General features: G+C 35.7%; 31 protein-coding genes and 2 pseudogenes. 26 read left to right on the top strand and 7 right to left on the bottom strand.

Annotated elements, in window-relative coordinates:
* Positions 1 to 99 precede the first annotated feature (99 nt).
* Positions 100 to 1,782: an aerobic glycerol-3-phosphate dehydrogenase gene (gene glpD / locus ORL93_RS09325; protein ID WP_265958963.1), complete on the top strand. Its 1,683-nt coding sequence runs from the start codon at positions 100 to 102 to the stop codon at positions 1,780 to 1,782.
* Between the two features lie 273 nt (positions 1,783 to 2,055).
* Here glpD and prsA read toward each other — a convergent pair whose 3' ends face one another.
* Positions 2,056 to 2,901 carry a peptidylprolyl isomerase PrsA gene (gene prsA / locus ORL93_RS09320; protein ID WP_003195728.1) on the bottom strand — a complete coding sequence of 282 codons (846 nt, stop codon included), beginning with the start codon at positions 2,899 to 2,901 and terminating at the stop codon, positions 2,056 to 2,058.
* A gap of 355 nt (positions 2,902 to 3,256) precedes the next feature.
* Here prsA and ORL93_RS31490 point away from each other — a divergent pair, with 355 nt between their 5' ends.
* On the top strand, positions 3,257 to 3,328 hold the full coding sequence (locus ORL93_RS31490; RefSeq protein ID WP_224796251.1) for a YjcZ family sporulation protein: 72 nt from the start codon (positions 3,257 to 3,259) through the stop codon (positions 3,326 to 3,328).
* Between the two features lie 30 nt (positions 3,329 to 3,358).
* Here the strand turns inward: ORL93_RS31490 and ORL93_RS09310 are convergent, their stop codons facing one another.
* On the bottom strand, positions 3,359 to 3,553 hold the full coding sequence (locus ORL93_RS09310; protein WP_018766633.1) for a hypothetical protein: 195 nt from the start codon (positions 3,551 to 3,553) through the stop codon (positions 3,359 to 3,361).
* A gap of 119 nt (positions 3,554 to 3,672) precedes the next feature.
* On the opposite strand from ORL93_RS09310, the gene ORL93_RS09305 reads away from it, so the two are divergent.
* Positions 3,673 to 4,008: a DUF1878 family protein gene (locus ORL93_RS09305; RefSeq protein WP_003195729.1), complete on the top strand. Its 336-nt coding sequence runs from the start codon at positions 3,673 to 3,675 to the stop codon at positions 4,006 to 4,008.
* Between the two features lie 6 nt (positions 4,009 to 4,014).
* Here the strand turns inward: ORL93_RS09305 and ORL93_RS09300 are convergent, their stop codons facing one another.
* Both ORL93_RS09300 and ORL93_RS09295 read right to left on the bottom strand, forming a co-directional pair.
* Positions 4,015 to 4,572 (bottom strand): HTH-type transcriptional regulator Hpr, encoded by a 558-nt coding sequence (locus ORL93_RS09300; protein ID WP_003195731.1) that lies wholly within the window; start codon positions 4,570 to 4,572, stop codon positions 4,015 to 4,017.
* A 300-nt stretch (positions 4,573 to 4,872) separates the two neighbouring features.
* The gene (locus ORL93_RS09295) at positions 4,873 to 5,235 is read right to left on the bottom strand and encodes a YtxH domain-containing protein (protein WP_097795490.1); all 363 of its coding nucleotides are present in this window, start codon (positions 5,233 to 5,235) and stop codon (positions 4,873 to 4,875) included.
* 79 nt (positions 5,236 to 5,314) lie between these two features.
* Between ORL93_RS09295 and yhzF the strand changes: the two genes are divergently transcribed.
* Positions 5,315 to 5,506 (top strand): membrane protein YhzF, encoded by a 192-nt coding sequence (yhzF, locus tag ORL93_RS09290; RefSeq protein ID WP_003195735.1) that lies wholly within the window; start codon positions 5,315 to 5,317, stop codon positions 5,504 to 5,506.
* Positions 5,507 to 5,547: 41 nt separating this feature from the next.
* On the opposite strand, the gene ORL93_RS09285 is transcribed toward yhzF, so the two are convergent.
* Complete coding sequence (locus tag ORL93_RS09285; protein ID WP_003195737.1) at positions 5,548 to 5,982, bottom strand: HIT family protein; 435 nt, start codon at positions 5,980 to 5,982, stop codon at positions 5,548 to 5,550.
* A gap of 584 nt (positions 5,983 to 6,566) precedes the next feature.
* Here ORL93_RS09285 and ecsA point away from each other — a divergent pair.
* The 3 genes from ecsA to ORL93_RS09270 are packed head-to-tail and all read left to right on the top strand — an operon-like array spanning position 6,567 to position 9,247.
* Complete coding sequence (gene ecsA, locus ORL93_RS09280) at positions 6,567 to 7,310, top strand: ABC transporter ATP-binding protein EcsA (RefSeq protein WP_003195739.1); 744 nt, start codon at positions 6,567 to 6,569, stop codon at positions 7,308 to 7,310.
* Positions 7,303 to 8,514 carry an ABC transporter permease gene (locus ORL93_RS09275; protein WP_097795489.1) on the top strand — a complete coding sequence of 404 codons (1,212 nt, stop codon included), beginning with the start codon at positions 7,303 to 7,305 and terminating at the stop codon, positions 8,512 to 8,514. Before ecsA ends, ORL93_RS09275 begins: the two co-directional genes overlap by 8 nt.
* Before the next feature lie 13 nt (positions 8,515 to 8,527).
* Positions 8,528 to 9,247 carry an EcsC family protein gene (locus ORL93_RS09270; RefSeq protein WP_003195743.1) on the top strand — a complete coding sequence of 240 codons (720 nt, stop codon included), beginning with the start codon at positions 8,528 to 8,530 and terminating at the stop codon, positions 9,245 to 9,247.
* A gap of 276 nt (positions 9,248 to 9,523) precedes the next feature.
* On the opposite strand, the gene ORL93_RS09265 is transcribed toward ORL93_RS09270, so the two are convergent.
* Positions 9,524 to 10,003, bottom strand: a complete 480-nt coding sequence (locus ORL93_RS09265; RefSeq protein WP_006093851.1) for an NUDIX hydrolase — start codon at positions 10,001 to 10,003, stop codon at positions 9,524 to 9,526.
* Between the two features lie 518 nt (positions 10,004 to 10,521).
* Between ORL93_RS09265 and ORL93_RS09260 the strand changes: the two genes are divergently transcribed.
* The 12 genes and pseudogenes from ORL93_RS09260 (at position 10,522) to ORL93_RS09205 (ending at position 21,253) form a co-directional block, all read left to right on the top strand.
* The gene (locus ORL93_RS09260; protein ID WP_098160552.1) at positions 10,522 to 11,508 is read left to right on the top strand and encodes an alpha/beta fold hydrolase; all 987 of its coding nucleotides are present in this window, start codon (positions 10,522 to 10,524) and stop codon (positions 11,506 to 11,508) included.
* Between the two features lie 34 nt (positions 11,509 to 11,542).
* Positions 11,543 to 12,214 carry a response regulator transcription factor gene (locus ORL93_RS09255; protein ID WP_098160553.1) on the top strand — a complete coding sequence of 224 codons (672 nt, stop codon included), beginning with the start codon at positions 11,543 to 11,545 and terminating at the stop codon, positions 12,212 to 12,214.
* A complete protein-coding gene (locus ORL93_RS09250; RefSeq protein WP_265958960.1) occupies positions 12,211 to 13,218 on the top strand; it encodes a sensor histidine kinase in 1,008 nt (335 codons plus the stop codon). Before ORL93_RS09255 ends, ORL93_RS09250 begins: the two co-directional genes overlap by 4 nt.
* Before the next feature lie 102 nt (positions 13,219 to 13,320).
* Positions 13,321 to 13,503 (top strand): hypothetical protein, encoded by a 183-nt coding sequence (locus ORL93_RS09245; RefSeq protein ID WP_006093855.1) that lies wholly within the window; start codon positions 13,321 to 13,323, stop codon positions 13,501 to 13,503.
* A gap of 87 nt (positions 13,504 to 13,590) precedes the next feature.
* Complete coding sequence (locus ORL93_RS09240) at positions 13,591 to 14,067, top strand: PH domain-containing protein (protein ID WP_265958958.1); 477 nt, start codon at positions 13,591 to 13,593, stop codon at positions 14,065 to 14,067.
* The gene (locus ORL93_RS09235) at positions 14,060 to 15,469 is read left to right on the top strand and encodes a PH domain-containing protein (RefSeq protein WP_097795486.1); all 1,410 of its coding nucleotides are present in this window, start codon (positions 14,060 to 14,062) and stop codon (positions 15,467 to 15,469) included. The genes ORL93_RS09240 and ORL93_RS09235 overlap by 8 nt, the downstream gene beginning before the upstream one ends.
* 730 nt (positions 15,470 to 16,199) lie before the next feature.
* On the top strand, positions 16,200 to 17,648 hold the full coding sequence (locus ORL93_RS09230) for a transglutaminase domain-containing protein (RefSeq protein WP_265958957.1): 1,449 nt from the start codon (positions 16,200 to 16,202) through the stop codon (positions 17,646 to 17,648).
* A gap of 555 nt (positions 17,649 to 18,203) precedes the next feature.
* Positions 18,204 to 18,590, top strand: a complete 387-nt coding sequence (locus ORL93_RS09225) for a VOC family protein (RefSeq protein WP_018782675.1) — start codon at positions 18,204 to 18,206, stop codon at positions 18,588 to 18,590.
* Positions 18,591 to 19,055: 465 nt separating this feature from the next.
* Entirely contained in the window at positions 19,056 to 19,589 is a 534-nt protein-coding gene (locus ORL93_RS09220; RefSeq protein WP_018782671.1) for a TetR/AcrR family transcriptional regulator, read from the top strand.
* A 167-nt stretch (positions 19,590 to 19,756) separates the two neighbouring features.
* Complete coding sequence (locus tag ORL93_RS09215; RefSeq protein ID WP_003204883.1) at positions 19,757 to 20,179, top strand: DUF3995 domain-containing protein; 423 nt, start codon at positions 19,757 to 19,759, stop codon at positions 20,177 to 20,179.
* Between the two features lie 177 nt (positions 20,180 to 20,356).
* A pseudogene (locus tag ORL93_RS09210) lies at positions 20,357 to 21,047 on the top strand (IS6 family transposase).
* A 29-nt stretch (positions 21,048 to 21,076) separates the two neighbouring features.
* Positions 21,077 to 21,253 carry a hypothetical protein gene (locus ORL93_RS09205; RefSeq protein WP_179862732.1) on the top strand — a complete coding sequence of 59 codons (177 nt, stop codon included), beginning with the start codon at positions 21,077 to 21,079 and terminating at the stop codon, positions 21,251 to 21,253.
* A 90-nt stretch (positions 21,254 to 21,343) separates the two neighbouring features.
* On the opposite strand, the gene ORL93_RS09200 is transcribed toward ORL93_RS09205, so the two are convergent.
* Positions 21,344 to 21,547: a hypothetical protein gene (locus ORL93_RS09200; protein ID WP_265958955.1), complete on the bottom strand. Its 204-nt coding sequence runs from the start codon at positions 21,545 to 21,547 to the stop codon at positions 21,344 to 21,346.
* Positions 21,548 to 21,722: 175 nt separating this feature from the next.
* Here ORL93_RS09200 and ORL93_RS09195 point away from each other — a divergent pair, with 175 nt between their 5' ends.
* The 7 genes and pseudogenes from ORL93_RS09195 to ORL93_RS09165 all read left to right on the top strand — a co-directional run bounded on the left by ORL93_RS09195 (position 21,723) and on the right by ORL93_RS09165 (position 26,205).
* Positions 21,723 to 22,175, top strand: coding sequence for a hypothetical protein (locus ORL93_RS09195; RefSeq protein WP_265958954.1), 453 nt, complete (start codon positions 21,723 to 21,725; stop codon positions 22,173 to 22,175).
* 431 nt (positions 22,176 to 22,606) lie between these two features.
* Positions 22,607 to 22,696: pseudogene (locus ORL93_RS09190) on the top strand (ABC transporter ATP-binding protein); the annotation flags it as partial.
* 289 nt (positions 22,697 to 22,985) lie between these two features.
* A complete protein-coding gene (locus ORL93_RS09185; RefSeq protein WP_265958953.1) occupies positions 22,986 to 24,215 on the top strand; it encodes a serine hydrolase domain-containing protein in 1,230 nt (409 codons plus the stop codon).
* A gap of 22 nt (positions 24,216 to 24,237) precedes the next feature.
* The gene (locus tag ORL93_RS09180) at positions 24,238 to 24,582 is read left to right on the top strand and encodes a hypothetical protein (protein WP_265958952.1); all 345 of its coding nucleotides are present in this window, start codon (positions 24,238 to 24,240) and stop codon (positions 24,580 to 24,582) included.
* Positions 24,583 to 24,650: 68 nt separating this feature from the next.
* Entirely contained in the window at positions 24,651 to 24,848 is a 198-nt protein-coding gene (locus ORL93_RS09175; RefSeq protein ID WP_018766616.1) for a hypothetical protein, read from the top strand.
* Positions 24,849 to 25,070: 222 nt separating this feature from the next.
* Positions 25,071 to 25,259: a hypothetical protein gene (locus ORL93_RS09170; RefSeq protein ID WP_097796049.1), complete on the top strand. Its 189-nt coding sequence runs from the start codon at positions 25,071 to 25,073 to the stop codon at positions 25,257 to 25,259.
* Positions 25,260 to 25,419: 160 nt separating this feature from the next.
* Positions 25,420 to 26,205 carry a GNAT family N-acetyltransferase gene (locus ORL93_RS09165; RefSeq protein WP_265958951.1) on the top strand — a complete coding sequence of 262 codons (786 nt, stop codon included), beginning with the start codon at positions 25,420 to 25,422 and terminating at the stop codon, positions 26,203 to 26,205.
* Positions 26,206 to 26,236: the final 31 nt, after the last annotated feature.

Below are 26,236 nucleotides of genomic sequence, written 5' to 3'. Positions count from 1 at the left end.
ATTCGGTAGGAGATTTGGAGAGACCACAACACGCTATAGAAGCGAATTCTATAGCGGAGTTTGTGGTCTCTTTTTTCGTTATCAAAGGGAGGAATTACCATGAAATTTTCAAGTAAACAACGTAAAGACGTATTAAATGGAGTAAATAAACAAGAGTTAGATGTGATCGTAATTGGTGGAGGTATTACTGGTTCTGGTATTGCATTAGATGGAGCAACACGCGGTTTATCAACAATTGTGTTTGAAATGCAAGACTTTGCAGCAGGTACATCAAGTCGTTCAACGAAGCTTGTACACGGTGGTTTACGTTATTTGAAACAACTTGAAGTGAAAATGGTAGCAGAGGTTGGGAAAGAGCGTGCGATCGTATATGAGAACGGTCCCCATGTAACAACACCAGAGTGGATGTTACTTCCGTTCCATAAAGGCGGTACATTTGGTTCATTCAGTACATCAATCGGTCTTCGTGTATACGACTTCCTAGCGGGTGTAAAACGCAGCGAACGTAGAAAAATGTTTAGCCGCGAAGAAACAATGAAAAAAGAACCGCTTGTAAAACAAGAAGGCTTAAAGGGCGGCGGTTATTACGTAGAGTATCGTACAGATGATGCTCGTTTAACAATCGAAGTTATGAAAGAAGCAATTGAACATGGTGCAAAAGCAGTCAACTATGCAAAAGTAGACGGTTTCTTATATAAAGATGGAAAAGTATGTGGTGTACGTGTCGTCGATTTATTAGATGGAGAAGTGTATGAAGTATACGGTAAGAAAATTGTAAACGCAGCTGGACCTTGGGTAGATACATTACGTGAAAAAGATAATTCAAAAAGAGGAAAAGTATTGCAATTATCTAAAGGTGTTCACTTAGTAATCGATCAAAAACGTTTCCCACTAGGGCAAGCGATCTACTTTGATACACCAGACAAGCGTATGGTCTTCGCAATTCCACGTGGTGGAAAAACATATGTAGGTACAACTGATACGTTCTATGATAAAGACGCAGCAGTACCACAAATGACAACAGAAGATCGCACATATATCATTAATGCGATTAACTATATGTTCCCAACTGTGAAGATTACAGAAAAAGATATTGAATCAAGTTGGGCTGGTGTTCGCCCATTAATTTATGAAGAAGGTAAGAGTGCATCTGAAATTTCTCGTAAAGATGAAATTTGGACTTCTGAATCTGGTTTAATCACAATTGCGGGCGGAAAATTAACAGGATATCGTAAGATGGCTGAAATGGTAGTAGATTATGTAACGTCATTATTACAAAAAGAAGGACATAGTGCGTATCCGAAAAGTGAAACGAAGCATATGCCAATCTCTGGTGGACATGTAAGTGGATCAAAACAATTCCCAACATTCGTTGCGAAAAAAGCACAAGAGGGAACAAAATATGGTTTAACAGCAAAGCAAGCAGAAGAGTTTGCGAAATTCTATGGATCTAACGTAGATATTCTCTTTAACTTAGCAAAACAACATAAAGCAGAAGCAAAAGAATATAACATGCCGTTAGACGTGCTTGTACCGCTTGTATACGCGATGGATTATGAAATGACAGCAAAACCTGTTGACTTCTTCGTACGCCGCAGAGGGGCTGTATTCTTTAACATTCACTGGGTATATGAGTGGAAAGAAGCAGTCGTTGCATATATGGCAGCAAAATTAGGCTGGAGCAAAGAAGAACAAATGAAATATACAGCTGAATTAGAGAAAGCATTAAAGGACGCTGTAGTGCCTGTAGATCAGCAGGAGCAAGCTGCAGCATTAGCATAAAAATAAATACACCTTTTTCCGAACGAAACCCCGAATTGTCCACAATTCGGGGTTTTTTAACAGAATGTTGGGAAACGGGAACTGGACGGCTCCTGTTTTTATTTATCGCAAAGTCGATATATTTTGAAGAACGGTTGATATATTTGGATTTTCGCCTATAAAATTCCATTTACTAGTTGCTACTAACCCATTCTGTTACTTCTTCTACAACAAATTCTCCTGTCTCTTCAACGGCCTAATAAAAAAAGCTCGGCATATGCCAAGCTTTTTTTATTATTTCTTCTCTTTTTCAGCTTTTGGAGTCTCAAAGGTATCTTTTAAATCCTTATCTTCAACCTTCACATCAGCTTTTTTAAGTTCTTTGTCTTGAAGCTCAGCCATGAATTGAGGATCTTGTTTTTTCTTCTCAACTAGGCCTTTTTTAATGTTTGCTTTTTCTTCTTCAAATGATTTTTGTTCTTTAATATCAGTTACTTTGATGATATGGTAACCGAATTGTGATTTCACAGGCTCACTTACTTCATCTTTTTTCAATTTATATGCAGCATCTGAAAATTCTTTTACCATTTTACCAGGTCCGAAGTAGCCTAAGTCGCCGCCTTTTTCAGCAGAACCTTTATCTTCTGAGTATTGTTTTGCTAATTCTTCAAAAGATTTACCTTGTCCAAGTTCTTCTTTTACTTTTTTCGCAGTTGCTTCATCTTTTACAAGGATGTGGCTTGCTTTAATTTCAGGTTTATAATTCTCTTTTAATTCTTTGTCAGTGATACTGCTTTCAATAGCTTTGTCCATCGCTAATTCAGCGCGAACGCTTTCTTTAAATGAATCTTTTGTAAAGCCTTGTTGTTTTAAAGCTGCGTCAAATTGATCGCCAAGTTGCTTTTTGTATTCATCATATTTTTTGTCAACTTCTTTATCGTCGACTTTATGGTTTTTAACAAGTACTTTCTCAAGTACCATACCACGTAAAATTTGTTTACCAGCTCTGTCTTTCATTTGTTTGTAAAGGTCTTCTTTTGAAATGTCACCAGCTTTAGATGTAACAATTTTGTCAGATGATCCACATGCTGATAAAGCAATCAAACTTGTTGCTGCTAAGGCAAGCATAGCTTTCTTCATTCAATAAACACTCCTACTATTATGTATTTTTAATTTATCCCGCACGAATGAACAATCGCCTCATTTGAGGTTATGCTTGTCCAAAAGAGCCCGATCAAGTCTCACTGGTTTCGCCTTCTTATAAAGTTAAAAGCCTGCTTAACAGGGCTTACCGAGGCTGAGGATAAAATTTAGCTGAAGGTAATTTTATTCTATAGTATAAGCAATATGTACAAAGTTTAATATATCACATTTCGACGTCTTTTCCTATTGATAAAGAAAAATTACCTATTTGTTTATAAAGATTGTCAGATTGGGAATGAGTACCAATTTGGGCGAATGTGCATATATAGGAAAGAGGAGAGGGGATGGGTGAATGAATTCATCACTTATTTTATTGGTTGTACTGTTTATTTTATTAGTCATTATAGGTATAATTTGCTTATAGAGGAAAAAATGAGGAAGGGGCTTTCCTTCCTCACTTTGCATGAAATATAATTTCTATATAACTAGAAATTAATAGAATGGTAATACATACATTAATAACCCGAAAAGCGCTCGTTTGTCGGCTCTCGGATAGTTGTTTCCGCACACACAGTGTATGTGTCAGGAAATTCGTGTAGAATAGAACAATAAGTGCAAATGTGACAAAAACAATTTCTATAAGAGTCACGAGGAGATACCTCCTTTTGGCCAAAATACATATACTTTTATATATTGTATCATACGATATTTTGTTAGTGTTATAAAATTCAGAAATAGAAGACCTTGTGTTAGAAAGTGAGGGGAAAAATGGACGTTGTAAAACGACTAGAGCAAGCTGAATATTATGTAGAACTTCTTTTCCAAATGATCGATGAAGATAAGTGTCCATTTTATTCTTTAATTATAAAGAAAAAAGCTCGTAAAAAAGATATTGAACGTATACTGAATCTTTGTGAACAATTGAACGAACAATACATAGTAGAGAAACAAGAAGGCTTACTTTTGTTTGATGCTCTTTTGGAGCAGTTTGAAAAAGCGCTTCCACATCAACTCGAAGTAAACGAGACTGCAGAAGCGCTACATAGACAGGGCTTATTTCAGCCAATTATGCAAGAATTTTTACGCATGACAGCGAAAAAATAATCAATATTATTTTTTAATTAATTTTTGATCGTGTTCCATAAAATTTTCCTCAATACTTTCTAGTGATTTCTCAAAAATATCGATAAAATCTTGTCCATAAATATTTCTTAAAATCGCGATTAACTCGATATTTTCTGGGAACTTACCATAAAAATTGCGAAGTGCAAGAGCGCCATTAAAGACCGAATTATTTTCAGGGGCATACTCCTCCATTAATTGCAGTAGCAATGTTTCCCCTTTTTCTGTAATTTCAATATACGTATTTCGCTTATCATCTTCTTTTTTTGAAAATACAAGATAGCCGCGCTCTTCAAGTTTTTTGGAAAAGTTAAATGCAGTTGATACATGCATAACGCCAAACTTTGCAATCTCGGAAATAGAAGCCCCTTTTAAATGATAAGCAATGGATAAAATATGATGTTCGTTAATGTTTAAATCATATGGTTTAATCCACTGTTGCCAATCTTTTTCTACGCATTTCCATAATGCCTTCGATAATTGAGCAATGCGTTGACTGAAAATCATGGCTTCTTTTACCGAATAATCTTTTTCTCCACTTTTCATTTACTCACCCACTTTTACATTCTTATTCATTAGTATCTATTATGCCAGTAAAATAAAAATTAATAAAGTCTTTTTGTAAGAATTGTGAAAATTTTTAGGAAAAATTATATTTTTGTACAAATCATGCATAACTGTGGAAGCGTTTTAGGTTTCATAACTATATGTGTTATCTTCACGTAATAGAGGATAACATATATTGTAAATGCATAAAAACACGACATATCTATGTGATATGTCGCGGGAAGAGAAATAGTTATAAAAAATATTTGTTATATGCAAAAACTAAGAATGAAACATCGTTTATGCTTTTTCTGGAACTGCTTGTTGCAGTTTTTCAATTGATTTTTGAATGTCTAAAATCTCTTGTTCAATATGGAGCTTGTTTTGGGAAATATCTTGTTTCCATGTGGAAAGCGTATCCTGCATATCGTCTTTCAATTCTTGAAAAACTTCTTTACCTTCTGAAGCTGTTTCAACAATTTGACGTTTTAATAATTTTGTATCAGCAGTAATATCAGCTAGCGTTTTTTTTATATCATTTCCTTTTTCTTTTAGTTTATTGCGCATATCTTTACCAGAAGAAGGAGTAGAAAAAAGAACGGCTAGTCCAGCGACAGCTCCGCCACAAATGATACCTGTTACAAAGGATTTAGCTTTTGACATAAAAGGAAACCTCCTTATTTTTTGTTGGTATTCATGATGTATAAAACAATGCATATGCTTAAGACAAGGGGGGAGAAAAGTGAAACTTGTGACAACAATTTGTTTTATCGTAAGTCTTTTCTTTCTTGTACGTGCTATGCATTTATTGTTATTTATAAAGCAAAAAAGATCGTATCCTCCAGCATTTTGGGCTAAGAAACAAGCCATGCAGTACATTTCTTTTGGAGGAATAGGCTTGTTATGTACAATCGTATTTTATATGTTTCTATAGTACGGTTTACAATTCGTACAAAATAGAGAGAATTCTTACCCTTATTTTACACTATTTGCAATGGTACTTGCGATGTTTTGTAAATTTTCCGTCGTATATTCATTTTGGTGTGATTTCCAAACAGCGCCAAAACCATCGTTTTCACCGTAGCGTGGAATTAAATGAAGGTGGAAGTGGAATACAGTTTGTCCAGCCTTCTCACCGTTGTTATTCAAAAGGTTAAAGCCGACTGGGTTAAATTCAGATTTAATCGCATTTGAGATTTTAGGAACGACAGAAAAAATATGTGATGCGATTTCTGGCGTTAAAGCAAAAATATCTTGTTTATGTACCTTTGGAATGACAAGTGTATGTCCTTTTGTCACTTGGCTAATATCTAAAAATGCAAGCACATGTTCATCTTCATATACTTTTGAGCAAGGGATTTGTCCTTCAATGATTTTACAAAAAATACAATTATCCGCAGTGTGATTCATTATTCTCATCCTTTCAAGTAGTCTTAGCCGTATTTTACCATACTTACATAGGAGAACAAACACGAAAAACAGGAAGCTGACTCAGCTTCCTGCTTTCTGAAGAGGGATTGAAAAAGCATTTAATATAATCTACCGTTCGCAGACACCTCATTTATTTAGGAAATATGTGACAATTCGGCTCGTATTCTGCCTTAGACACCCCATTTACAATGAAATGATAATCCTTTATGAAATGAACTTGTTTATTTTATAAAACAGTATATACTCTCCTCGAGACACCCCGTTTCTAAAATAAAACAAACTATCTGGTTTCGTGTAAATTTTCTTTGTCCATTATGGACACCCCATTTCATGATGATTTCGCTAGGCTATGTTCATCAACTTGGTGGTTGCTTTTTCAATGTGTTCCTTCTTCACTAATTATGATGTCCCGTTTTGCAGAGGATATGTAAAGAAATTTTTTTTTTTGAAGAAATTCGATACTATGTAGTATCTTTTGTTTTTTGGTAAGATGAATGTATACATTCTAATAGAATATGCGCTTTTGTACAAACAAATGAATATAACGAAGAAAGTGGTGTCATATGGGACAGTTATTACGTGTGGAAAATGTCACAGGAGGATATACGAAGCGGCCGGTGCTGCAAAACGTTTCATTTTCTGTTAATAAAGGTGAACTTGTTGGTTTAATCGGTTTAAATGGTGCTGGTAAAAGTACAACGATTAAACATATTATCGGTTTAATGGAACCGAAAAAAGGTACGGTAACAATTAACGGAAAAACAATTCGAGAAGATATGACAGCGTATCGATCTAGTTTTTCTTTTATTCCTGAAACACCTGTATTATATGACGAGTTAACATTGGAAGAACATTTAAAGTTAACAGCGATGGCATATGGTATAGATGAGAAGCAATATGAAGAACGCGTCGGGCAATTATTAAAAGAATTTCGAATGACGAATCGTTTAAAATGGTTCCCAGCTCATTTTTCAAAAGGTATGAAGCAGAAAGTGATGATTATGAGTGCTTTTCTTGTTGAACCGTCACTTTATATTGTCGATGAACCTTTCGTTGGACTCGATCCATTAGCGATTCAATCATTACTCCAAATGATGGACAAGATGAAAAAGAGCGGTGCTGGTATTTTAATGAGTACCCATATTTTAGCGACAGCAGAACGTTACTGCGATTCCTTTATTATTTTACATCAAGGTGAAATTCGTGCGAAAGGAACGTTATCTGAGTTGCAATCACAATTTAACATGCCAGGTGCGACGCTAGATGATATTTATATTGCGTTAACAAAGGAAGAAGATTATGAATAGCAAAGCATTATGGAAAGAACGGTTCAAATATTTCTTAAAAGAAGTTCGTACATATAGTAAGTATGTTTTTAATGATCATTTAAAATTTATTTTCGTATTTATCATTGGAGCAGGGGCCTATTATTATCAGCAATGGTTGCAAACACTGACTCCTTCATTTCCGACCGCGCTAGTTATGGCGGTACTATTAGGACTTGTATTAACAGCAGGATCGATTCAAACGTTATTAAAAGAAGCGGATCTTGTGTATTTACTTCCAGTTGAAGAAAAATTAAAACCATACTTTACAAAAGCATTTCTCTTTACATTTATGATTCAGCTATATGTAATCGCAATTGTAGCGGCTGCGCTTGCTCCGCTATATTTCCAGCAGATGAAGCAAACAGGAGGGGCTTACATATGGATTGTGGCTGCACTTGTTCTCGTTAAAGCATGGAATTTATTTGTAGCATGGGAAAAATCATTTTTAACAGATCAAGGCATGCAGCGCGCGGATTGGTTTGTTCGCTTTTTATGTAACGGGTTATTTGTATACTTCCTTGTTGAGCGAACTTCAGTGATTTACATCGGAGTAATTCTCTTTGTAATGGTTGTATACCTTGCTTTCATGTATCAAAAGGTACAAGGAAAACCGTTAAACTGGGAATACTTAATTGCAGAAGAAGGAAAGAAAATGATGCGCCTGTACCGCATCGCCAACATGTTTGTCGATGTACCAGCATTAAAAGAGCGAGTATCACGCCGGAAATGGCTTGATTTTGTACTTTCCATGATTGGTGAAAAACGTACATATTTATATTTGTATACACGGACATTTTTAAGATCTGGCAACTACTTTGGTCTATATGTTCGCTTACTTACGATTGGCGGTGTCATTCTTTACTTTATACCGTTTTTATATGGACGCTTTATTGTGAGTATCGTATTTTTATACTTAATTGGATATCAACTATTAAGCCTTTGGAAACACCATCGTTTAAAACTTTGGCTTGATTTATATCCAGTGACCGTAGAAGAAAAGAAAAAGGATTTTCTGAAACTGTTAAATGCAATTCTATGTATAGGCAGTGTTGTATTTACCATCATTTTTGCTTTCGCAACAAAAGATATCATCATGACTTGTATTTTACTTGCCGCTAGCATAGTATTTAGTATCGCTTTCGTATATCAATACGGTGCAAAGCGCATCGAGCGTTTAAACTGAAAGGAATGAACTTATGACTGAATATGAAGGGAAGGTCATAAAAGAATTACAGCAGTGGAAACTTACAATCATGAAAAGTTCTTCTATGATGACCAGGTTTTCGAAAAAGGTACAAACGAAAGTACAACAGCTAATTCCAGAAAAAGTACAAAATGTGTTAACAGAAACAATTAAAAAGATGGTGCAAGGTATTAGCGCCGGATCCAATTTTATAAAACCGAAGTTAAAAGAAACAGACTGGTCGCTCGAAAGAAGAGATGCAGAAGTGTTAAAGAAAATGGACGAGTACAAAAAGATTGCCGCAGCAGAAGGCGCCGGAACAGGAGCTGGTGGTATTCTTTTAGGACTTGCCGATTTTCCGCTCCTGCTCAGCATTAAAATTAAATTTTTATTCGATGCAGCGACTATGTATGGATTCGATACGAGTAAAGAAGAAGAGCGACTTTTTATTCTGCACGTGTTTCAATTAGCATTTTCAAGTGATGATCATCGCAAGGAAATATGGAAAGCGATCGAAACGTGGGACACAGAGAAAGAAAATCATATGGACTGGGAGAAATTCCAGCAAGAGTACCGCGATTATATCGATTTAGCGAAGATGCTGCAGCTTGTGCCGATTATTGGTGCCCCGGTCGGTGCATATGCAAACTATCAATTGTTGCAACGCCTCGGAGAAGTGACGATGAATTGTTATCGTTTGCGGTTGCTTCAGCGGAAGGGAATATCGATTTGATATGTGGCTTTGAAATGAAGTCACGAAGTTTCACCCTCTTTGGTTATGCTTACCAAAGGGGGTTTTTATGTCTAAAAGAAGAACATCTAGAGTGGGAGTGTGGATGAGATTTTAGTAAAAAAGGATTATCTCAATCATTCGTACATCAGTTATAAAGAAATTAAAGAGACCTCTATACTTGGAGGTCTTTTGGTATGTATTCTTTACCCGTTTCTATATGTAGAAAAATGATTGGGAAGTAGTGCTCAACAAATGGAAGTAATCGTGTTACGCTATTTATAGATTGCTTTGAAGTGAGTGATGGTATGAGTATTTTAATTTATAATCTTCGAGTACAGGTCTATCTGGTGGGCTTATATTTTTTGGCAAGTCATATAAAGAGAAAAATTGAAGGTCTGTTGCCTCATTCTTATCATGACTTAAATGACCGTTATATTCTTTACATTCAAAGGCCGTCACAACATTATAGACTTCATCACCATGAGGATATTGATAATAAAAAGCTTCCCCTGAATATGTATGAATTAATTTCAGATTCTCAGCCGTTAGTCCTGTTTCCTCAAACAATTCTCTATGAGCTACTTGTTCAAGTGTTTCTCCTAACTCCATAGAACCGCCAATCAGTCCCCAACATCCATTATCTTTTCGAAGTTGTAATAAAACTCGCTGCTCATGATCTATAACAAGGACACACGCCCCGACCATAATTAAAGGTCTACTTCCAACCAAATTACGCAAATCCATAATATATCCCATATATATGTCTCCTTTAAAAATTCTGCAATCCCTGTAATATCAGAATTAAATTTCATTGTCTTAGTTCGTTACTATGCAATTTCTTTTGGGGCTAAAAGAGCATCAGATTTAATATAAGAGTCTACATGAAAACTAGCTTCATACACTTTTAGAGTTTCAACTGCACACTATTCACTATATTTGTTTTAAAATCTCTCTATATAATTTATTAAACAGGAGTATTCGGCATTAACCATAATATTCCTTCTAAAACAATAAAAAGCCTGTCGAAATTGATAGGTAATTCGTTATAAATTAAAGTTTTAAATCAGAAGCATGTAGTTCATTAAAATGATACTTTCATTTCTTTAAACATTACAGAAACAACTTTAAAAGCTTGCCAACAGTCATTGACTGGAAGGCTTAAAATTAAGGGCGCATATTATTCCTTTACAAACAAATGATTTCTATTTAGAAAAATTTATTAGAAATTTATTTTTGTATCGTATCCTTTCAATATAGCTTGAAAGGAGAATTCTATGAGAAAATTATGTGAAGTATTAAAGAATATATGTATTGTGTCGATTACGGTTATCTTACTGGTGTTACTATCTGTTTTTATATACCATAATTATCAATTAAGTAAAGAATCGTCATTAATCAAAAGTGAGGGAACATTAGTCAATTTTAATAATAAAAAAATCAATGTATACAAGGAAGGGAGCGGTGAGGATACATATGTATTTATGTCTGGATCTGGGATAGCTGCTCCTACTTATGAACTGAAAGGACTATATAGCAAGTTTTCAAAAGAAAACAAGATTGCGGTTATTGAAAGAGCCGGTTATGGATACAGTGATGCTTTTCACGATGATAGAGATATTGATACGATGTTAGAACAAAGTAGAGAAGCGCTCATACAAAGTGGAAATAAACCTCCGTATATATTAGTGCCACACTCTATCTCGGGTATCGAAGCAATTTACTGGACACAAAAGTATCCAAATGAAGTGAAGGGAATTATTGCTTTAGATATTGGTTTACCGAAGCAATACGTAACTCATAAAATGAACCTAGTGGATTCATTAAAAGTAAGAGGATTCAATCTGTTAACGAAAATGGGTGTACATCGTCTTTTTCCTTCTGTTACGTATAATCCCGAGGTGATCCGGCAATCTTTTTTAACTGAACATGAAAAAGAAATGTATAAAGCACTATCATATAAACAATTTTTTAATAATGATATGGAGCAAGAGCTTTTACAGAGTTACAATAATGGTAAAAAATCAGTTAACCTACCGATACCAAAAGAAACACCTATTTTATTTTTAGATGCGATCGCTGAACAAAATAAAAATTCGAAATATACAAAACAAAAAAACAAAGATTATGAGGAGTTTGCAGAGCAACTATTGATAGCAGATGTAATAAAAATTCAAGGTACGCACAGCATTTATTTATATGAGCCTGATGAGATATATAATCTTGCCATGGATTTTATCAATAAAAAAGTAGAAAAACATTAAGAGATTCTTATTTTGAAAATGGAAGGTCTATGTGATGAAGGGATATAAAATTTTAATTGTTGAAGACGATTTAATGATTGGAGATGTATTACAAAAGATTTTGCAACGCGAAGGGTATTATGTATGTTGGAAGAAAGAAGGAAAAGAAGTTATTGATATCATCCACGAGATAGATTTAGTCATAATGGATATTATGTTGCCAGGTGAAGATGGCTATCAAATTACAAAGAAAATAAAAAATCTAGGATTAAATATTCCAATTATTTTTCTATCTGCTCGAAGCGATATAGACAGCAAACTCCAAGGTTTAACAATCGGAGAGGATTATATGATAAAGCCTTTTGATCCTAGAGAACTATTACTAAGAATGCAGAAAATGCTAGATAATCGCTATGGTACTTTTACACAAATCAAACATTTATATATTGATGCTGAGCATAAAAAAGTTTTCAACAATAACTTACATAATGAAGTTGAGTTTACTGCGATTGAGCGTAAAATATTTTTCTATTTATATGAAAATAGGAATCGTATTTTAACGAAAGAACATTTCTTTGATTATTTATGGCAACTCGAAGATAGAAATCAAAATATTGTGAATGTGCACATAAAAAAAATTAGAACAAAGATTAATGATAACACAGGTGAAATTCTTCAAAATATATATGGAGAAGGGTATAGATTAAATACCTATATAAAGAAATGAAATTAAAGAAAAAATACCAGTTATTGTTGTTTTCAGCTGTTATAAGCGTACCGTTTTTATTACTGTTGATTAGTATCTCTATGTCAGTTATTTATAATCTTGCCTTTAAAACGAAAAATAATAATATTCCATTTCATGAATCTTTTGCATATCCTACAATGCTAGTCGTCTTTTTTTTATCACTATTACTGTTAGCCTTTTTATTCTCGAAATCCATTAATTCCCTATTAAATAAAATAAATATATTGAATAAAACCATTCGAAATTTAGCTAGTGATGAAAAGATTCCGAATAAATTAGATGTTAAAAACGACGATGAAATAGGGGAACTCGTCAGGGCGGTAAATTTATTAATTGAAAGAACTACATATCGAGAATTAGAACTTAAACAGCAAGAGGAAATAAAAAAGGAACTTTTAAATAAATTAAGACATGATATTAATACACCTTTAACAGCTGTTAGGTTACAATTATTTTACTTAGAAGGTCAATATAATGATCAAGCACCAATACTAGAATCGTTATATCAACAAATACAGTATATTGCTGAATTAACCAATGAATTTAATTTACAATCCACTGATACATTAGAGAGTTCATATGTTTTAAATCATGAGGTAAATATACACGATTTATTAGAAGATATGGTTAAAAAGTGGGACTATTTGTATAGTATTCATGATATTGAATTAATATATAATTCAATAAATAAGGATTTAATATGGACGAGTAACGATTTATGGATTCAAAGATTATTTGATAACATTTTCCAGAACACATTAAAACATTCAAAAGCTAAGAAACTTGAGATAACCATTGAAAATAAGGTTGTTTCTATTAAGGATAATGGAATTGGTTTCGATATGAATCGTAAAAGAGCGGGGCTAGGATTAAAAATCATTCAGGATATATCTAGAATGCTCAATATAAAATATACGTTACAATCAAGTGAAGAAGGGACTATATTTTACTTTACAACAAGTGAAAATAAAAAGAGAAAATGAGTGCAGGTCTTCTTTTGTTTTCATAGCCGAGATGTGGATATTGGGAATTGAAAATAGATAGAATCAATGAATCAATGAATCGGTAGAGAGGAGAAGGAAAAGATGAAATTTCGAAAAGACTGGTGGCTTGGTTTTCTTGGGTTAATTGGAGTTTATAAGTTTCCGAATGTAATTGATGCGTTTCAAGGCGAAAAGGACTGGACGGCATTGATTAGCCTCATTTGGTTTATTTGGTTCGGTTATTTCATCCCGGAGAAGAAAGATGATGAAAAGAAAGAATTATAATAAAAACATTTCTATTTCCATGTAATTTTCTGTAAAATAGTAAATGAGAGAATTCATATATTAGATTACTAAATTTGGAGTGATTAGATGCAGCCATTGGAAAATGAAATTCATCCTGATATGGTCAGAGTTTGGAAAGCTCGTGTTTTAATTGAACTAGGCATAAGTGTATTAGTAATCCTTGCTTATCTCTTTTTCATGATTAAATTTAATTGGTGGGCTTGGCTGTTTTATGTACTTATTGGATTGACGGTTGTGTATACACCGTTTGACTACTTTATATTTCCGAAATTACGTCAGCGTTATTACAGCTATCGGTTAAATGAAGAAGAATTAGAAATTCAGCACGGAATGTTTACGGTTAAGCGTCTATTAGTTCCGATGATTCGCGTGCAACACGTTACAATTGAGCAAGGTCCAATTATGAGAAAATATGATTTAGCAGAATTACAAATTTCAACTGCCGCTACTTCTCATAGTATTCCAGGTTTAAAGATGAGAGAAGCGGAACAATTGAAACGACAAATTGGAGAACTTGCGAAGGTGAGTGATGAGGATGTATAAGAGGCAGCATCCAATCACAATGTTACTTGAATTAAAGATTACAGACTTTATACCATTTATTATTTTTCTGTTTAGTTTAAAAGGAAAATTTCCATTTTGGTATTTAGTACCGATAGGTTTCTTAGTGATTTCAGTTATCTCTGTTATTGTTGAGTGGTACTATAAATTATATTGGGTCGAAAATAATGTACTGCACATTAAACAAGGACTATTTGTGAAAAAAGAAAGTTACTTGAATAAAGAGCGCGTACAGACGATTAATACAAGTTCAAGTATGTTATATCAAATATTAGGTTTAACGAAGCTCAAAATTGAAACAGCTGGCGGTGGTGGTGAGCCTGAGGTTAGCTTAGCTGGTATTACAGCTGACGAAGCAAAAACATTAATTACAATGTTAAATGAACGGGCAGAGGAACATACAGAAATAGAAGAGGATACTGTAAATGCTAGTTTGATAGAAGAAAATCGGACGGAATATAAGTTGACTTGGAAAGAGATTTTATTAGCATCCGTTACATCTGGTCAATTTGGTTTGTTGTTCTCTTTATTATTCTTTATTTACTCCCAAGTAGATGAATATATCCCGAAATGGATGAAAGAAAGAGTAGAAACATATGTGATGGATCATGATGTGTATGGCTGGATTTATATGGTTGCGGTCTTACTTGTTGTTTCTTGGATTGTATCCACATTTGGTTACGCCTTAAAGCACGCGAACTTTACCGTGCATCGGAAAAATGATGAAGTTCGCATTTCACAAGGACTTCTAGAAAGAAAAGAACTTGTGTTAAAGCTGCACCGCATTCAAGGGATCACGATAAAAGAAGGGATATTCCGTCAACCATTTGGTTACTGCTCTGTGCATGTAGAAGTGATTCAAAACAATGAAAAAGGTGAGGAGAATGTTACGCTTCATCCGGTCATTCGGAAAGAACGGGTCGCAGAATTGCTTGCTCATTTGCAGTTGCCATATGAACTAAATCAAAATGTTACAGCCTTGCCAAAAACGGCACTGCGCCGCTATGTATTAGAGAGTTTTCTTTTCTTTTGTATATTAGCAGTTCCGATTACAGGCGCAAGTGTATATTTTGAAAAATATTTTGTGATTTGGACACTGTTACCCTTGTTTGGATTACTTTTGTCACTCGGATATGCGAAATTCCGTGCAGGTGGCTATAGAGTAGAAGGAGAGCAGCTAACGATGGTGTATCGTAACATTGCTAAATATACAGGTTTAGTAAGAAGAAGACATGTACAATCAATCGAGAAAACGCAATCTTATTTTCAGCGTGGAGCGCATTTATGTTCGCAGACTTTCTCTAGTGCATCCACAAATTATAAATTAGAGCATACGCGTTTAGAAGATGCAGAGTGTATGTTAGATTGGTATAAGAATAAGTAGAAACCAAAATAGAAAAAAGACAAACCTTTTCTTTTTAGAGGGGGAATAGAGGATCTGGCCATGCGTAGAAGCGGTCAGATCCTTTTTTAGCCCCATGCCAAGTGAAAACAAAAGGAGAAAATGAGTGGAAATCTGCTTTTGTTTTCATAACCGTAATTTGTATGTTGGAAATCAAAATTATATAAAATGAAAAACTGATAGAAAACCATTCTTTTTGGGTAGGAGAGAGGATTCGATCATGGATAGAAGCGGTCAGCTCTTTTTTTCTCCATACCAAGTGAAACCAGAGAGAGAAAACGAGTGCAAGTCCATATTGTTTTTCATAGCAGCGACTTATATGTAAAAAAGGGATTCATCAAGTTAAGGCAAATCATTACCCAAAAAACGAAAAAATACTATTCTTTCTGTATTAAGATAGAAAGTGTTGAATGATAATAATGTTGTTTCATTTGTTATGCGAATAAAACAGCAGGACAGTTAATTGATAGACAAACAAGTGAATGGCAACCTCTATTTTCTTTCCAATCGTTTTTATGCAATATCGCATGAAAAATGATTGGAATTTTTGTTATAATATTATAATTGTACACTTCAAATCTTGTTGTTTAGTCGCTAATATTGTCTATGAAAACGAAAAACTTATAATATTGAATATTTATTTTAGTTTTGCAACGCCCTCACTGTTAATGCTTGATAGATAAATAGGTCAACAGAAGGGAAATATGAATTTATGAAACAAAACATCAAAATGTTAGCTATGGCAGTTGGTCTAACAGTTATGGGGTCAACAGTAGCTACTTATGCAAGTGCTGATACAGGGTGGAAACAAACTGGATCGGTATGGAATTACTACAATGTAAACGGCGCGAAGCAAACAGGTTGGCAGTCAATTAATGGAGCATGGTACTACTTCAACGGAAGTGGAGCAATGCAAACAGGTTGGCAGTCAATTAATGGAGCATGGTACTACTTCAACGGAAGTGGAGCAATGCAAACAGGTTGGCAGTCAATTAATGGAGCATGGTACTACTTCAACGGAAGTGGAGCAATGCAAGCAGATTGGCAGTCAATTAATGGGGCATGGTACTACTTCAACGGAAGTGGAGCAATGCAAACAGATTGGCAGTCAATTAATGGAGCATGGTACTACTTCAACGGAAGTGGAGCAATGCAAACAAATTGGCAGTCAATTAATGGAGCATGGTACTACTTCAACGGAAGTGGAGCAATGCAAACAGGTTGGCAGTCAATTAATGGAGCATGGTACTACTTTGGTGGAAGCGGAGCAATGCAAACAGGCTGGATCCAAGATAATGGTAAAAAGTATTACTTTGAAAGTAATGGTGTTTGGAATCCAAACGCTGCAAATGCAAATAACGTTTCACGACCTGACGGGCAACTATTAGACGCATTTCAAAATGAAATAAAAAAGCATATTAATAATCAAGAAGAAAATATAACAATGACATACAAATCCAAAAACTCTAATATTAATGAAGTTATGGATACACTTGTTAAAGAATACGACAAGGCAGTCGAATCTAACGAATACTTAAATTATAATATCGCAAATACGCAATACTCTATTCGTGGTATTCCAGGAAATTACACGTTTACATTAAAGATTACATACCGTGAATCCAAAGAACAAACGAACTATGTAAAGACACAAGCGAAATCAATTATCAATTCCATTGTTCAAGCTGGTATGGATGAACACGAGAAAGTAAAAGCAATTCATGATTATGTTGTAAAACATGTCTCTTATGATACTTCTTTCCAAGCTTATACAGCGTATGAAGCTTTAGCAAACCGTTCTGCTGTTTGTCAAGGATATGCATTATTAACATATCAATTGTTAAAAGAGGCTGGAATAGAAAATCATATTGTAACAGGAACTGGAAATGGACAACCACATGCTTGGAATCAAGTGAAAATTGAAGGAAAATGGTACCATCTTGATACAACTTTTGATGATCCAATTCCAGATGTGCAAGGACGAGTAACTTATTCATACTATAATCTGTCTGATGCACAAATCGCTCAAGATCATCAGTGGGATCGTAATAAATTTGCGGCAGCAACAACAAATTACACGAATGAATTAGCAAATAAAATCCAGTCAGGTAGCTCAAAATCATGGAAATACCAGGACATTTTAAAAGCCATCAAACGTTAAACTGTATCTTTTGGTACAAAAACTTTAATACATTTGCTTAGACATACGGATATGATGAGCCTATAAAGGTGAGTAATATCCATATGAAAAAGTACATGTATTCACGTAGAGGGCGTTGCAAAACCAAAATAAATATTTAATATTACATATCAATAAAACTAGCTAAACATAGAATATATAGTGATTCAATTTTCACGATAGTAGCGACTATTGGGGCTACACTTAAGAAGTCTAATCTTAACGAATATATATTGTAGTTCTAGACAACTGCATTTAATAGTACATTGGAAGGTAGGAAGCAACTTTAATTGATGAAGAGTGCTTCCTTATTCTATTTTCTAAAGCTTTAATCTCAAAACTTAACCATATAGAGAATATTCTTTCTGTATCACGATAGAAAGTGTTGAATGATAACAATGTTGTTTCATTTGTTATACAGATAACACAGCAGGATAATTACATGAAACATGAAGGGATATTGGAATCAGTAACGAAATGTTCAATGAATGACGATGGTGTTGGCTCTTCGATAGTATTTTTTAGGAGATGATTGATTTGAAGTTGTTGCAAATAAGACTTTTGGTCAAGGATTTTAAGAAAAGTGCTGTGTTTTACAGAGATCTATTGGAATTTCCAGTGAGTTGGTACGAGGAAAACATGGAATATGCGCTTTTCAATAATGGAGAAACGAAAATTGAGCTTGTATCTCGAAACGTGATGGCCGAATTGGTCGGAGAAGGAAATAAGCCTTTAGAAGCTGAGTCCCAATCAAAATTCTTGCTTCAATTTGAAGTTGAAGACGTCGATCAGACTTATAACCGTTTCAAAGAAAAAGGAATTGAATTTGTTAATGAACCGCATGATCGTGAGGAATGGCGAGCGCGTGTTGCACATTTTCGTGACCCTGACGATAACTTAATTGAGATATATAAAATGCTGTAATTCGATTGTTCAAAATGGGATTAGGTTAAACAACTTTAGTAACACAGTTCGATTTATTTGAACTGTGTTAATTGTGTTTGTAAGAGTAGAATCTTTATAGGGAACGAACAGAAAAGACGGTGTTTTTTTTGCATGAGGTATCAGCTGAACTTACTTTTTTATCTCCACAAGCTCTCCAACTGCTGGTCAAAAAGGTAGGGAGTAAGTACTAAGCAAAATATTTCATAGCATTATGCGTGTAGTTAAGCTAAAAAGTACATAACGTTAAAAAATGACCTATTTCAGGTTTATTTCGCATGCCTTCCTTCAGTAACGTAGAAAATTGTCTTGTAGAAAGAGTTCTACTCTAGCCATTTATAAATATTTAGCTTGATGGGCATGGGCTGAACCCCTAATTGACAAAAAATGAGAATAGTAGTAATCTAACGTAAAACATACGCTACCGTATTTTACTGGAGAGATGATATGCAATTAACGAGGGAAGATTGGATAAAAGCAGGATTACAACAATTAGCTGATGAAGGGATACATAAAGTTCGCATTGAAGCACTTGCTCGATTGCTAAAAATAAGCAAAGGAAGCTTCTATCACTATTTTCGTGACCATCAAGAGCTTTTAGATTCTATGCTCGACTTTTGGGAAGTACATGCAACAAAGCTGATTGTTCAAAGTATGGAGCAACAGGATGCCTCTTTAGAAAAGCTATTACAGATTAGTTTTAATCGAGATAAAAAAATTGAGAATGGTATTTATACTTGGGCTAAATATGATCCTGTTGTGGCAGTACGTTTAGTAGATATGGAAGAACAGAGAATTTCTTGTGTTGCAAAATTGTATCAAAAAATGGGCATAGACGAAACTGAATCAATTGATCGAGCGAGACTTGCCTATTTAACGTATGTAGGATGGATGACAAGGTTTGAAGCAAATCCTAATTTTGATATTGATAAAATGGTTGAGCTTTTAACTTCTTTCAGCGGGTGTCCAAACATCCGCTGAAAGAAGTTAAAGCCTCCGGCGGATGTCACGGAATTATGCCAAGGCATAATTGATTATTCGATAATAAATGTCCCTAATATGGTTATAAAACCTGAGGGGACAAAATTTTCACTATAACATACGGTAGTGTATGTTTCATTTGAAGTTACGACATTGGGGGCGAATAAATGAAATTACTATTAATATTAGTAGCTGTAGGGCTTCTGTGGTTTATCAGTTTTTTGCATATTTATTGGGCTTTTGGAGGTCGATGGGGTTCTGCCGCTGTTCTCCCAGTAAAAGAGGGAGAACATAAGCCTGCTTTTACTCCGAGAATATGGGGAACATTATTCGTAGCCATTCTTATTCTACTGGCTAGTGTCATTATTGTTGTTCAAGGAGGTTATTTGCAAGGGTTCCAAGCAAATAGTTTATCTAAAATCGGAAGTATTGTCTGTGCTTTAGTTTTCATTATTAGGGCAATTGGTGATTTTAAGTTTGTTGGATTTTTTAAAAAAATTAAACATTCTCAGTTTGCTAGATACGACACTTGGTTCTATAGTCCATTATGTTTATTCTTTGGCTTTGTCTATATCATGTTATTGTTTTAATAAGTATAATGAATTCCCTATAAGGGGCACCGCAACATCGCCATCAAGCTAAGAAAAACATAATACAGAAATATGTAAAATTTTCGGTTCCGGTGCAAAAACTTCAAGATACATGCAAGTAACCTCTAAATCTTGGACATACTGATACTATTACTCTAAAAAAGGTGTGTGATCGGTATGAAAAAGGAAAATTTGTTCAAATGGAAACATTACCAACCTGATATTATTTTGTTAACGGTACAACCTCAGCTTTCGTGATTTGGTGGAAATGATGGAAGAACGGGGTTTATCCATTTCCCATACAACGATTATGCGTTGGGTTCATCAGTATGGTCCTGAATTGGACAAGCGAATCCGACGTCACCTCAAACAAACAAATGACTCCTGGAGAATCGATGAAACATATATCAAAGTAAAAGGTCAATGGATGTATCTGTATCGTGCCGTGGATTCCGAAGGAAACACGATTGATTTTTATCTCAGTAAAACAAGAGACAAACAGGCTGCAAAGCACTTCTTTAAGAAAGCTTTGCGGTCTTTGCATGTTTCTAAATCTCGTGTCATAACAGTCGATAAGAATCCGGCTTATCCTATAGCAATTGAACAGTTGAAAAAAGAGAAAAGCATATCTGACGGTATGCAACTTAGACAACAGAAGTACTTGAATAACATAGTAGAGCAAGATCATCGCTTTATAAAGAAACGAGTTCGTTCTATGTTAGGATTAAAAACGTTTCAAACAGCCAAACGGATCATCTGTGGAGTAGAGGTGATGTATATGCTGAAAAAAGGACAACTGCAACAAGGGATGGAGTCTGTCCAAAACGAGATTGAATTCATACATAAATTATTTGGAGTAGCATCATAACTCCTAGATGAAAAGGATATGGAGGCTCTATGTTTCTAACAAATCATATTTGCACCAGAACTGGAACTTTTTTTGCTGGCATGATTGGCTTCTCTAAGGTAAATAATTGGGTAGCGATGCTTAGAAGCATAGTAACAGTCCTACTAACATTTTCATTATCTGTATTTCTAACACTTACTTTGATTGTAGGATATGCGTTAAGTTAAAACGCAATTTAAATACAAGACTGAATAAAACTCAATATTCCGTCAATAATGTAGATACCCATTTCTTAACCTATTCCACAACCCGAGCAGTTAGCTTTTGCTAGCTGCTCTTATTTCTTCTTCTGAAGCATGTTTTAAAAATTCTGTAGAAGCTAACCACCTAGTTTTATCACCACATAATTCAATTCTGATAATTTGATTTCTTGGCTTTATAACTCGTGCTAGCCCATGTAGTTCTGGATAATCTGGATGAACAACCATTACATAGTCATCTTCTTTGAATTCCATATCCATCCCCCTTTTCTACAAAATGAAATTTTTGTTCATATTTTCGTCATATTTCCAAAAAATTTTCATCAACTTACAAAATATGACACTATCTCTATTTCTTAATTGGTATTATTTAGTATGTCAATTAGGTTATAACACTTGATTGATAGATAACCAATATAGAATAGGAGATGTATTTATGTTAAAAAAATTAGCGATTGGAACATTAGCGATCGGAATTTTATTGCCTGGAAACTTGGCACATGCCACGTCGCCTCAACAAGTGCATAACCCCTTAGAAATTAAACCACTAGTACAAACGTCATTACTCTCAGAACAATATTCTTATAGTTTCTCAAGTTTATCTGATCCTAGACAATTCGGTCACATCTATGTGAATAATGCAGGGCATATCACTTTTAATGTTGATCAAAAAACAGTTGATGGTAAAAGAATAACGTACGCCTTCTTAAAAATGGAAGCAGATGGTTCTTCGACTATCTTCGGTTCTGGTACATTTAAAGGTACTGGTTCATTTACTTTTACAACTAATAAGCCAGCTCCTGTAGGAACTTATATGCTGTATGTGAAAAAGGTGGACTCTATACGTTCCTCTGATTCATCAGGAACTATCACATTTACCACACCTTGATATTCATACACTTCTCTTTTCGGTTCTGGTGCAAATATGGGGTTCAGCCGAGATACGTGTAAAAACGGGTCATAGGCTTATTTTTATTTCCAGCCGATGACCCGTTTTATGTTTATACCGGTATATTTTCCTCTACTGGTTGAGGGATGCTTTGTAAATCGATGACATAATCACCAAAACGTTTAATGTGCCTTGTAAGGTATGGGCTCAGCATAACATGATCTTCTCGTGAAAACTTATACCCTTCATTTATGGGGCGAATTTATTAAGCACACAGAAAAGCTGAAGAGAGCTCTTTTATTTTTGTTCCGCAATCGGGCTATATTCTGGAAAAAGAAAGGGATTTAGATAAGGCATCTAGAAAGTTAAAGTTACTTCCAAAAAAGGGAAGTATTGAATTAGATATGTAGATAGATAAAGATATATAGCTACAAGTCCTAAAGGGCGTAGATTTCGAGGTGGATAAGGGCAGTATTTTCGCCCTGCTCGGCTCCAATGGGGCGGACAAGACAACGGTTGTAGAATAAACGTCTGATGAACACATGGCTCTATGTTAAGTGCAGGACATATCTCGATTCTGATAACCCAGAAAAGGAAGTGAGTCAGATTTTGATTGCCAATATTCATTTTCTTTGATGCATCGAATCCACCTTTTTGACAAAGGGCTTTCAAGCATGAATAACAAAAGAGAATTTGTAGTTTTAAAACAATAGGGCTGATAAAAAAGTAAAAAGAGGGAAACCAAATGAAAAAGATTACAACAGAAGATTTTCGTTCATCAGAAAATGGGGAAAAAAGGAGAGAATCATGATGGGACAAAGTAACAAAGGCTTCTCCGAAACAGGGCTGCACAAAATGCGCAACGTGCTGGCACGACATGTCGATTCCGGGAAGATTCCTGGGGTCGTCGCCTTAGTCAGCCGGAACGGTGAGACGCACGTCGAAGTGCTCGGCACGATGCGCCATGATGGTGGTGCGCCGATGCGCCGGGACACGATCTTTCGGATGGCCTCGACGTCCAAGCCGCTTGCGATTGCGGCGGCAATGATCCTGCTCGACGAGTGCAGGCTGCGGCTGGATGACCTGGTAGAGACGTGGCTACCGGAACTCGCCGACCGGCGGGTGCTGAAGCGGATCGACGGCCCGCTGGACGATACCGTGCCAGCGCGGCGGCCGATCACCGTACGGGACCTGCTGACCTCCACGTTCGGGCTCGGCATGGATATTACGTCGCTGGGCACTCCGATCATGAACGCGATCTTCGAGAAGGGGCTCACGCCCGATCTACCGGTGCCGATGCCCGAGCCGGATGAGTGGATGCGCCGCCTTGGCGAGCTTCCGCTGATGCACCAGCCCGGAGAGCGCTGGCAATACCACATCAGCAACGATTTACTCGGCGTGCTCGTCGCCAGGGTCACGGGCCAGTCGTTTGAGACGTTCCTGCGCAAACGCATCTTCGCCCCCCTAGGCATGAAGGACACCGGTTTCCACGTGCCCGCCAACAAGATCGACCGGTTGCCGACCCTCTACGCCCCGAACCCGCAGACCGGAGAGTTCATCGTGTGGGACGAGGCCAAGGGGGGACGCTGGAGCCAGCCTCCGGCGTTCCAGGGCGGCGGAGGTGGGCTGGTCTCCACCGTCGACGACTACAACGCGTATTTACGGATGCTGCTGAATCACGGGATGCACGAAAGCGAACGGATCCTGTCCCGGCCCGCCGTCCAGCTGATGACCACCAACCGCCTCACGCCCGAGCAGCAAGCCGCTCGAAACGCCATGGCCACAAACAACGTCCATGTGTCATTCGGCCAAGGGCAGCACGGCGGCTGGGGCTTCGGGATGGCGGTGCGCACCTATCGTGGCGACTACGCGCCCATCGGCCAGTTCGGCTGGGACGGCGGAAGCGGCACCACGGCCTACGCCGACCCGGACAACCAGCTCACCGGAATCCTGCTTACTCAGGTCGGGCTGTCAGTCCCGAATTCGGCACGGCTTATCCACGACTTCTGGACCATGGTCTACCAGGCAATCGAAGACTGACACCGAGCCCGCGGTTCGTCGTTTGTTTAAAAAAAGGCTGGTGAATTCCATCGACCTTATTGGGGCAGAATCAGGACGTGACGCGGAGTTGGTTGGACGGAGTGGAAGCGGGCAGGGGCATGGCCGCAAGTCCTTGGAGGTCTATTCAAAGCTTGCAATCACCGATGCCCAGCAGGGATATAACGAATACCCCAAAATGAAAAAATTGACATCTCCAGGAGAAAATGTGCATTTTTTTGTTTTGGGGTGTTATAAAATTCTTAAGTTGATGGGCATCATGGGGGTCCCGTCATATATAAGTAAAATAAAAAAGAATCCGATCTTTGGATTCTTTTTTGCTACTGATAAGTGGGGTTATGTGAACTGATTTAGATACCCTTACTTGAATTCCACAATATGGTATAATTTAGTTGTGAAGTTAAAAGGGGTGTGGGTATGGAAGACGTATATGGAGGACTAAGATATTTTGGTTTTTTACTTGTATTAGTATTTGGTATGGGATTTATTATACGTTGGATTTTTCGTGATGTAATTTCGTTAGATCAATTACTTGGTTTAAGTATAGGAATTATTACGTTAATAATGGCGTTTTTTGTAAAGAAATACAGTAAGGAGCTAAATACTACTAGTTAATTTATGCTTTCTTTGATGAGTATCTCAATAGTGATGAGATACTCATTTTTTTGCTTGTATGGGATTTAATCCCTTTATTTATATTGTTTTGAATATATACTTTTATTGTTTGTTTTGAGGATATCAGAGGATTTGAAAGTAAACTAATAATAAAAAGTTTACATTTGATTTTTAAAATTTTAATTTGTTTGTGCTATATTTATTAGAAAAGGGGACGAATTAATGCTGAAATTTATTTGGTCTTTAGTTTTTGCTCTTATATTTTTTTGGGTGGTACGTGGCCCACTGATACCATACATATCTTCAAATCAAAATATTGTTGCTATTTTAGTTATTTTCACAGTAGTTATTATTAATTCTTGGATTATTGATTTGATAAATCGTTTATACAAGAAAAAGAAACTGGACTAGATGGTTAATTTAGTTCAGTTTTCTTTTTCATTTTTTCTTGAAAATATTTTTTTGAATGGTATGAGATATATTTCGACTAAAAAACTGAAAATTAAAATATTTAAATGTATAATAAAGTACAGAAGATATTGAAGAAAAAATAGAGAAGAGGGAATATCGTATGACTAGTTTAAAAAATGTTCTTGAGCTTGATTTTGCATATCTTGAAACCTTTACTAGCCGAATAGAGAAATCATGGGGTTCTATATTTTGTAATGAAAGTAACCCATATTATTATGATGCAAATCATGCACATGTAAGTGTAGTAAGTTTAAATCCACAAATGATAGTAGATGAAGTAGTCCATTTCTATAAGACTAAAAATATAGTACCTAGATTTTATATATATAACTTAGATATGCAAGAAAAACTGATTTCTGAATTACAAATAAAGAATTTTGGGTTTGAAGAATTAATAAGTCCAATCCAATTATGGAATAAGAAATTAACTGAAAAAGATAAAAATGAAAAAGTTACTATTGAAAAGGTATCTGAATTAAATTTTGAAGAAGCTTTAGATATTGAATGTAGTATAAAAGAGTTAGGAGGCGAAGTTAGAAAAAAAGCTTTTCAAGATGAATTCCAACATCCAGCATTCACTCACTATCTACTTAGATACAATGGAGTAGCATGTTCCATCGCTTGTATTTTTGAACATGAAAAACAGGCCCGAATGGAAAGTGTAGCTACAATTGAAAAGTTTAGAGGTAAAGGGTTAATAGGTGAACTTATTCACTTTATTCAAAGTGAAGTAATGAATAGAGGGCTAGATAATCTTTGGGTGATCCCAATTAACGAAACAGTAGAAAAAGTGTATGAAAAGTATGGATTTGAAACAGTAGAAAAAATTAAAACGGGACATGCATTTTTAGAAGGAAAAAGTATTAAAGAAATTCACGAGGGGTAGAAAAAATCAACCTATTTTGCTGAAGATAATT

It is taken from the genome of Bacillus sp. DHT2 (assembly GCF_026241455.1).
Lineage (GTDB): Bacteria > Bacillota > Bacilli > Bacillales > Bacillaceae_G > Bacillus_A > Bacillus_A pseudomycoides.
This window is presented reverse-complemented; position numbering and strand designations above follow the sequence as displayed.

Bases quoted from the DNA above. Each gene is read 5' to 3' on its own strand.
- glpD (WP_265958963.1), top strand. From the start codon at position 100: ATGAAATTTTCAAGTAAACAACGTAAAGACGTATTAAATGGAGTAAAT.
- prsA (WP_003195728.1), bottom strand. From the start codon at position 2,901: ATGAAGAAAGCTATGCTTGCCTTAGCAGCAACAAGTTTGATTGCTTTA.
- ORL93_RS09305 (WP_003195729.1), top strand. From the start codon at position 3,673: ATGGACGTTGTAAAACGACTAGAGCAAGCTGAATATTATGTAGAACTT.
- ORL93_RS09300 (WP_003195731.1), bottom strand. From the start codon at position 4,572: ATGAAAAGTGGAGAAAAAGATTATTCGGTAAAAGAAGCCATGATTTTC.
- ORL93_RS09295 (WP_097795490.1), bottom strand. From the start codon at position 5,235: ATGTCAAAAGCTAAATCCTTTGTAACAGGTATCATTTGTGGCGGAGCT.
- ORL93_RS09285 (WP_003195737.1), bottom strand. From the start codon at position 5,982: ATGAATCACACTGCGGATAATTGTATTTTTTGTAAAATCATTGAAGGA.
- ecsA (WP_003195739.1), top strand. From the start codon at position 6,567: ATGGGACAGTTATTACGTGTGGAAAATGTCACAGGAGGATATACGAAG.
- ORL93_RS09275 (WP_097795489.1), top strand. From the start codon at position 7,303: ATGAATAGCAAAGCATTATGGAAAGAACGGTTCAAATATTTCTTAAAA.
- ORL93_RS09270 (WP_003195743.1), top strand. From the start codon at position 8,528: ATGACTGAATATGAAGGGAAGGTCATAAAAGAATTACAGCAGTGGAAA.
- ORL93_RS09265 (WP_006093851.1), bottom strand. From the start codon at position 10,003: ATGGGATATATTATGGATTTGCGTAATTTGGTTGGAAGTAGACCTTTA.
- ORL93_RS09260 (WP_098160552.1), top strand. From the start codon at position 10,522: ATGAGAAAATTATGTGAAGTATTAAAGAATATATGTATTGTGTCGATT.
- ORL93_RS09255 (WP_098160553.1), top strand. From the start codon at position 11,543: ATGAAGGGATATAAAATTTTAATTGTTGAAGACGATTTAATGATTGGA.
- ORL93_RS09250 (WP_265958960.1), top strand. From the start codon at position 12,211: ATGAAATTAAAGAAAAAATACCAGTTATTGTTGTTTTCAGCTGTTATA.
- ORL93_RS09245 (WP_006093855.1), top strand. From the start codon at position 13,321: ATGAAATTTCGAAAAGACTGGTGGCTTGGTTTTCTTGGGTTAATTGGA.
- ORL93_RS09240 (WP_265958958.1), top strand. From the start codon at position 13,591: ATGCAGCCATTGGAAAATGAAATTCATCCTGATATGGTCAGAGTTTGG.
- ORL93_RS09235 (WP_097795486.1), top strand. From the start codon at position 14,060: ATGTATAAGAGGCAGCATCCAATCACAATGTTACTTGAATTAAAGATT.
- ORL93_RS09230 (WP_265958957.1), top strand. From the start codon at position 16,200: ATGAAACAAAACATCAAAATGTTAGCTATGGCAGTTGGTCTAACAGTT.
- ORL93_RS09220 (WP_018782671.1), top strand. From the start codon at position 19,056: ATGCAATTAACGAGGGAAGATTGGATAAAAGCAGGATTACAACAATTA.
- ORL93_RS09215 (WP_003204883.1), top strand. From the start codon at position 19,757: ATGAAATTACTATTAATATTAGTAGCTGTAGGGCTTCTGTGGTTTATC.
- ORL93_RS09205 (WP_179862732.1), top strand. From the start codon at position 21,077: ATGTTTCTAACAAATCATATTTGCACCAGAACTGGAACTTTTTTTGCT.
- ORL93_RS09200 (WP_265958955.1), bottom strand. From the start codon at position 21,547: ATGGATATGGAATTCAAAGAAGATGACTATGTAATGGTTGTTCATCCA.
- ORL93_RS09195 (WP_265958954.1), top strand. From the start codon at position 21,723: ATGTTAAAAAAATTAGCGATTGGAACATTAGCGATCGGAATTTTATTG.
- ORL93_RS09185 (WP_265958953.1), top strand. From the start codon at position 22,986: ATGGGACAAAGTAACAAAGGCTTCTCCGAAACAGGGCTGCACAAAATG.
- ORL93_RS09175 (WP_018766616.1), top strand. From the start codon at position 24,651: ATGGAAGACGTATATGGAGGACTAAGATATTTTGGTTTTTTACTTGTA.
- ORL93_RS09170 (WP_097796049.1), top strand. From the start codon at position 25,071: ATGCTGAAATTTATTTGGTCTTTAGTTTTTGCTCTTATATTTTTTTGG.
- ORL93_RS09165 (WP_265958951.1), top strand. From the start codon at position 25,420: ATGACTAGTTTAAAAAATGTTCTTGAGCTTGATTTTGCATATCTTGAA.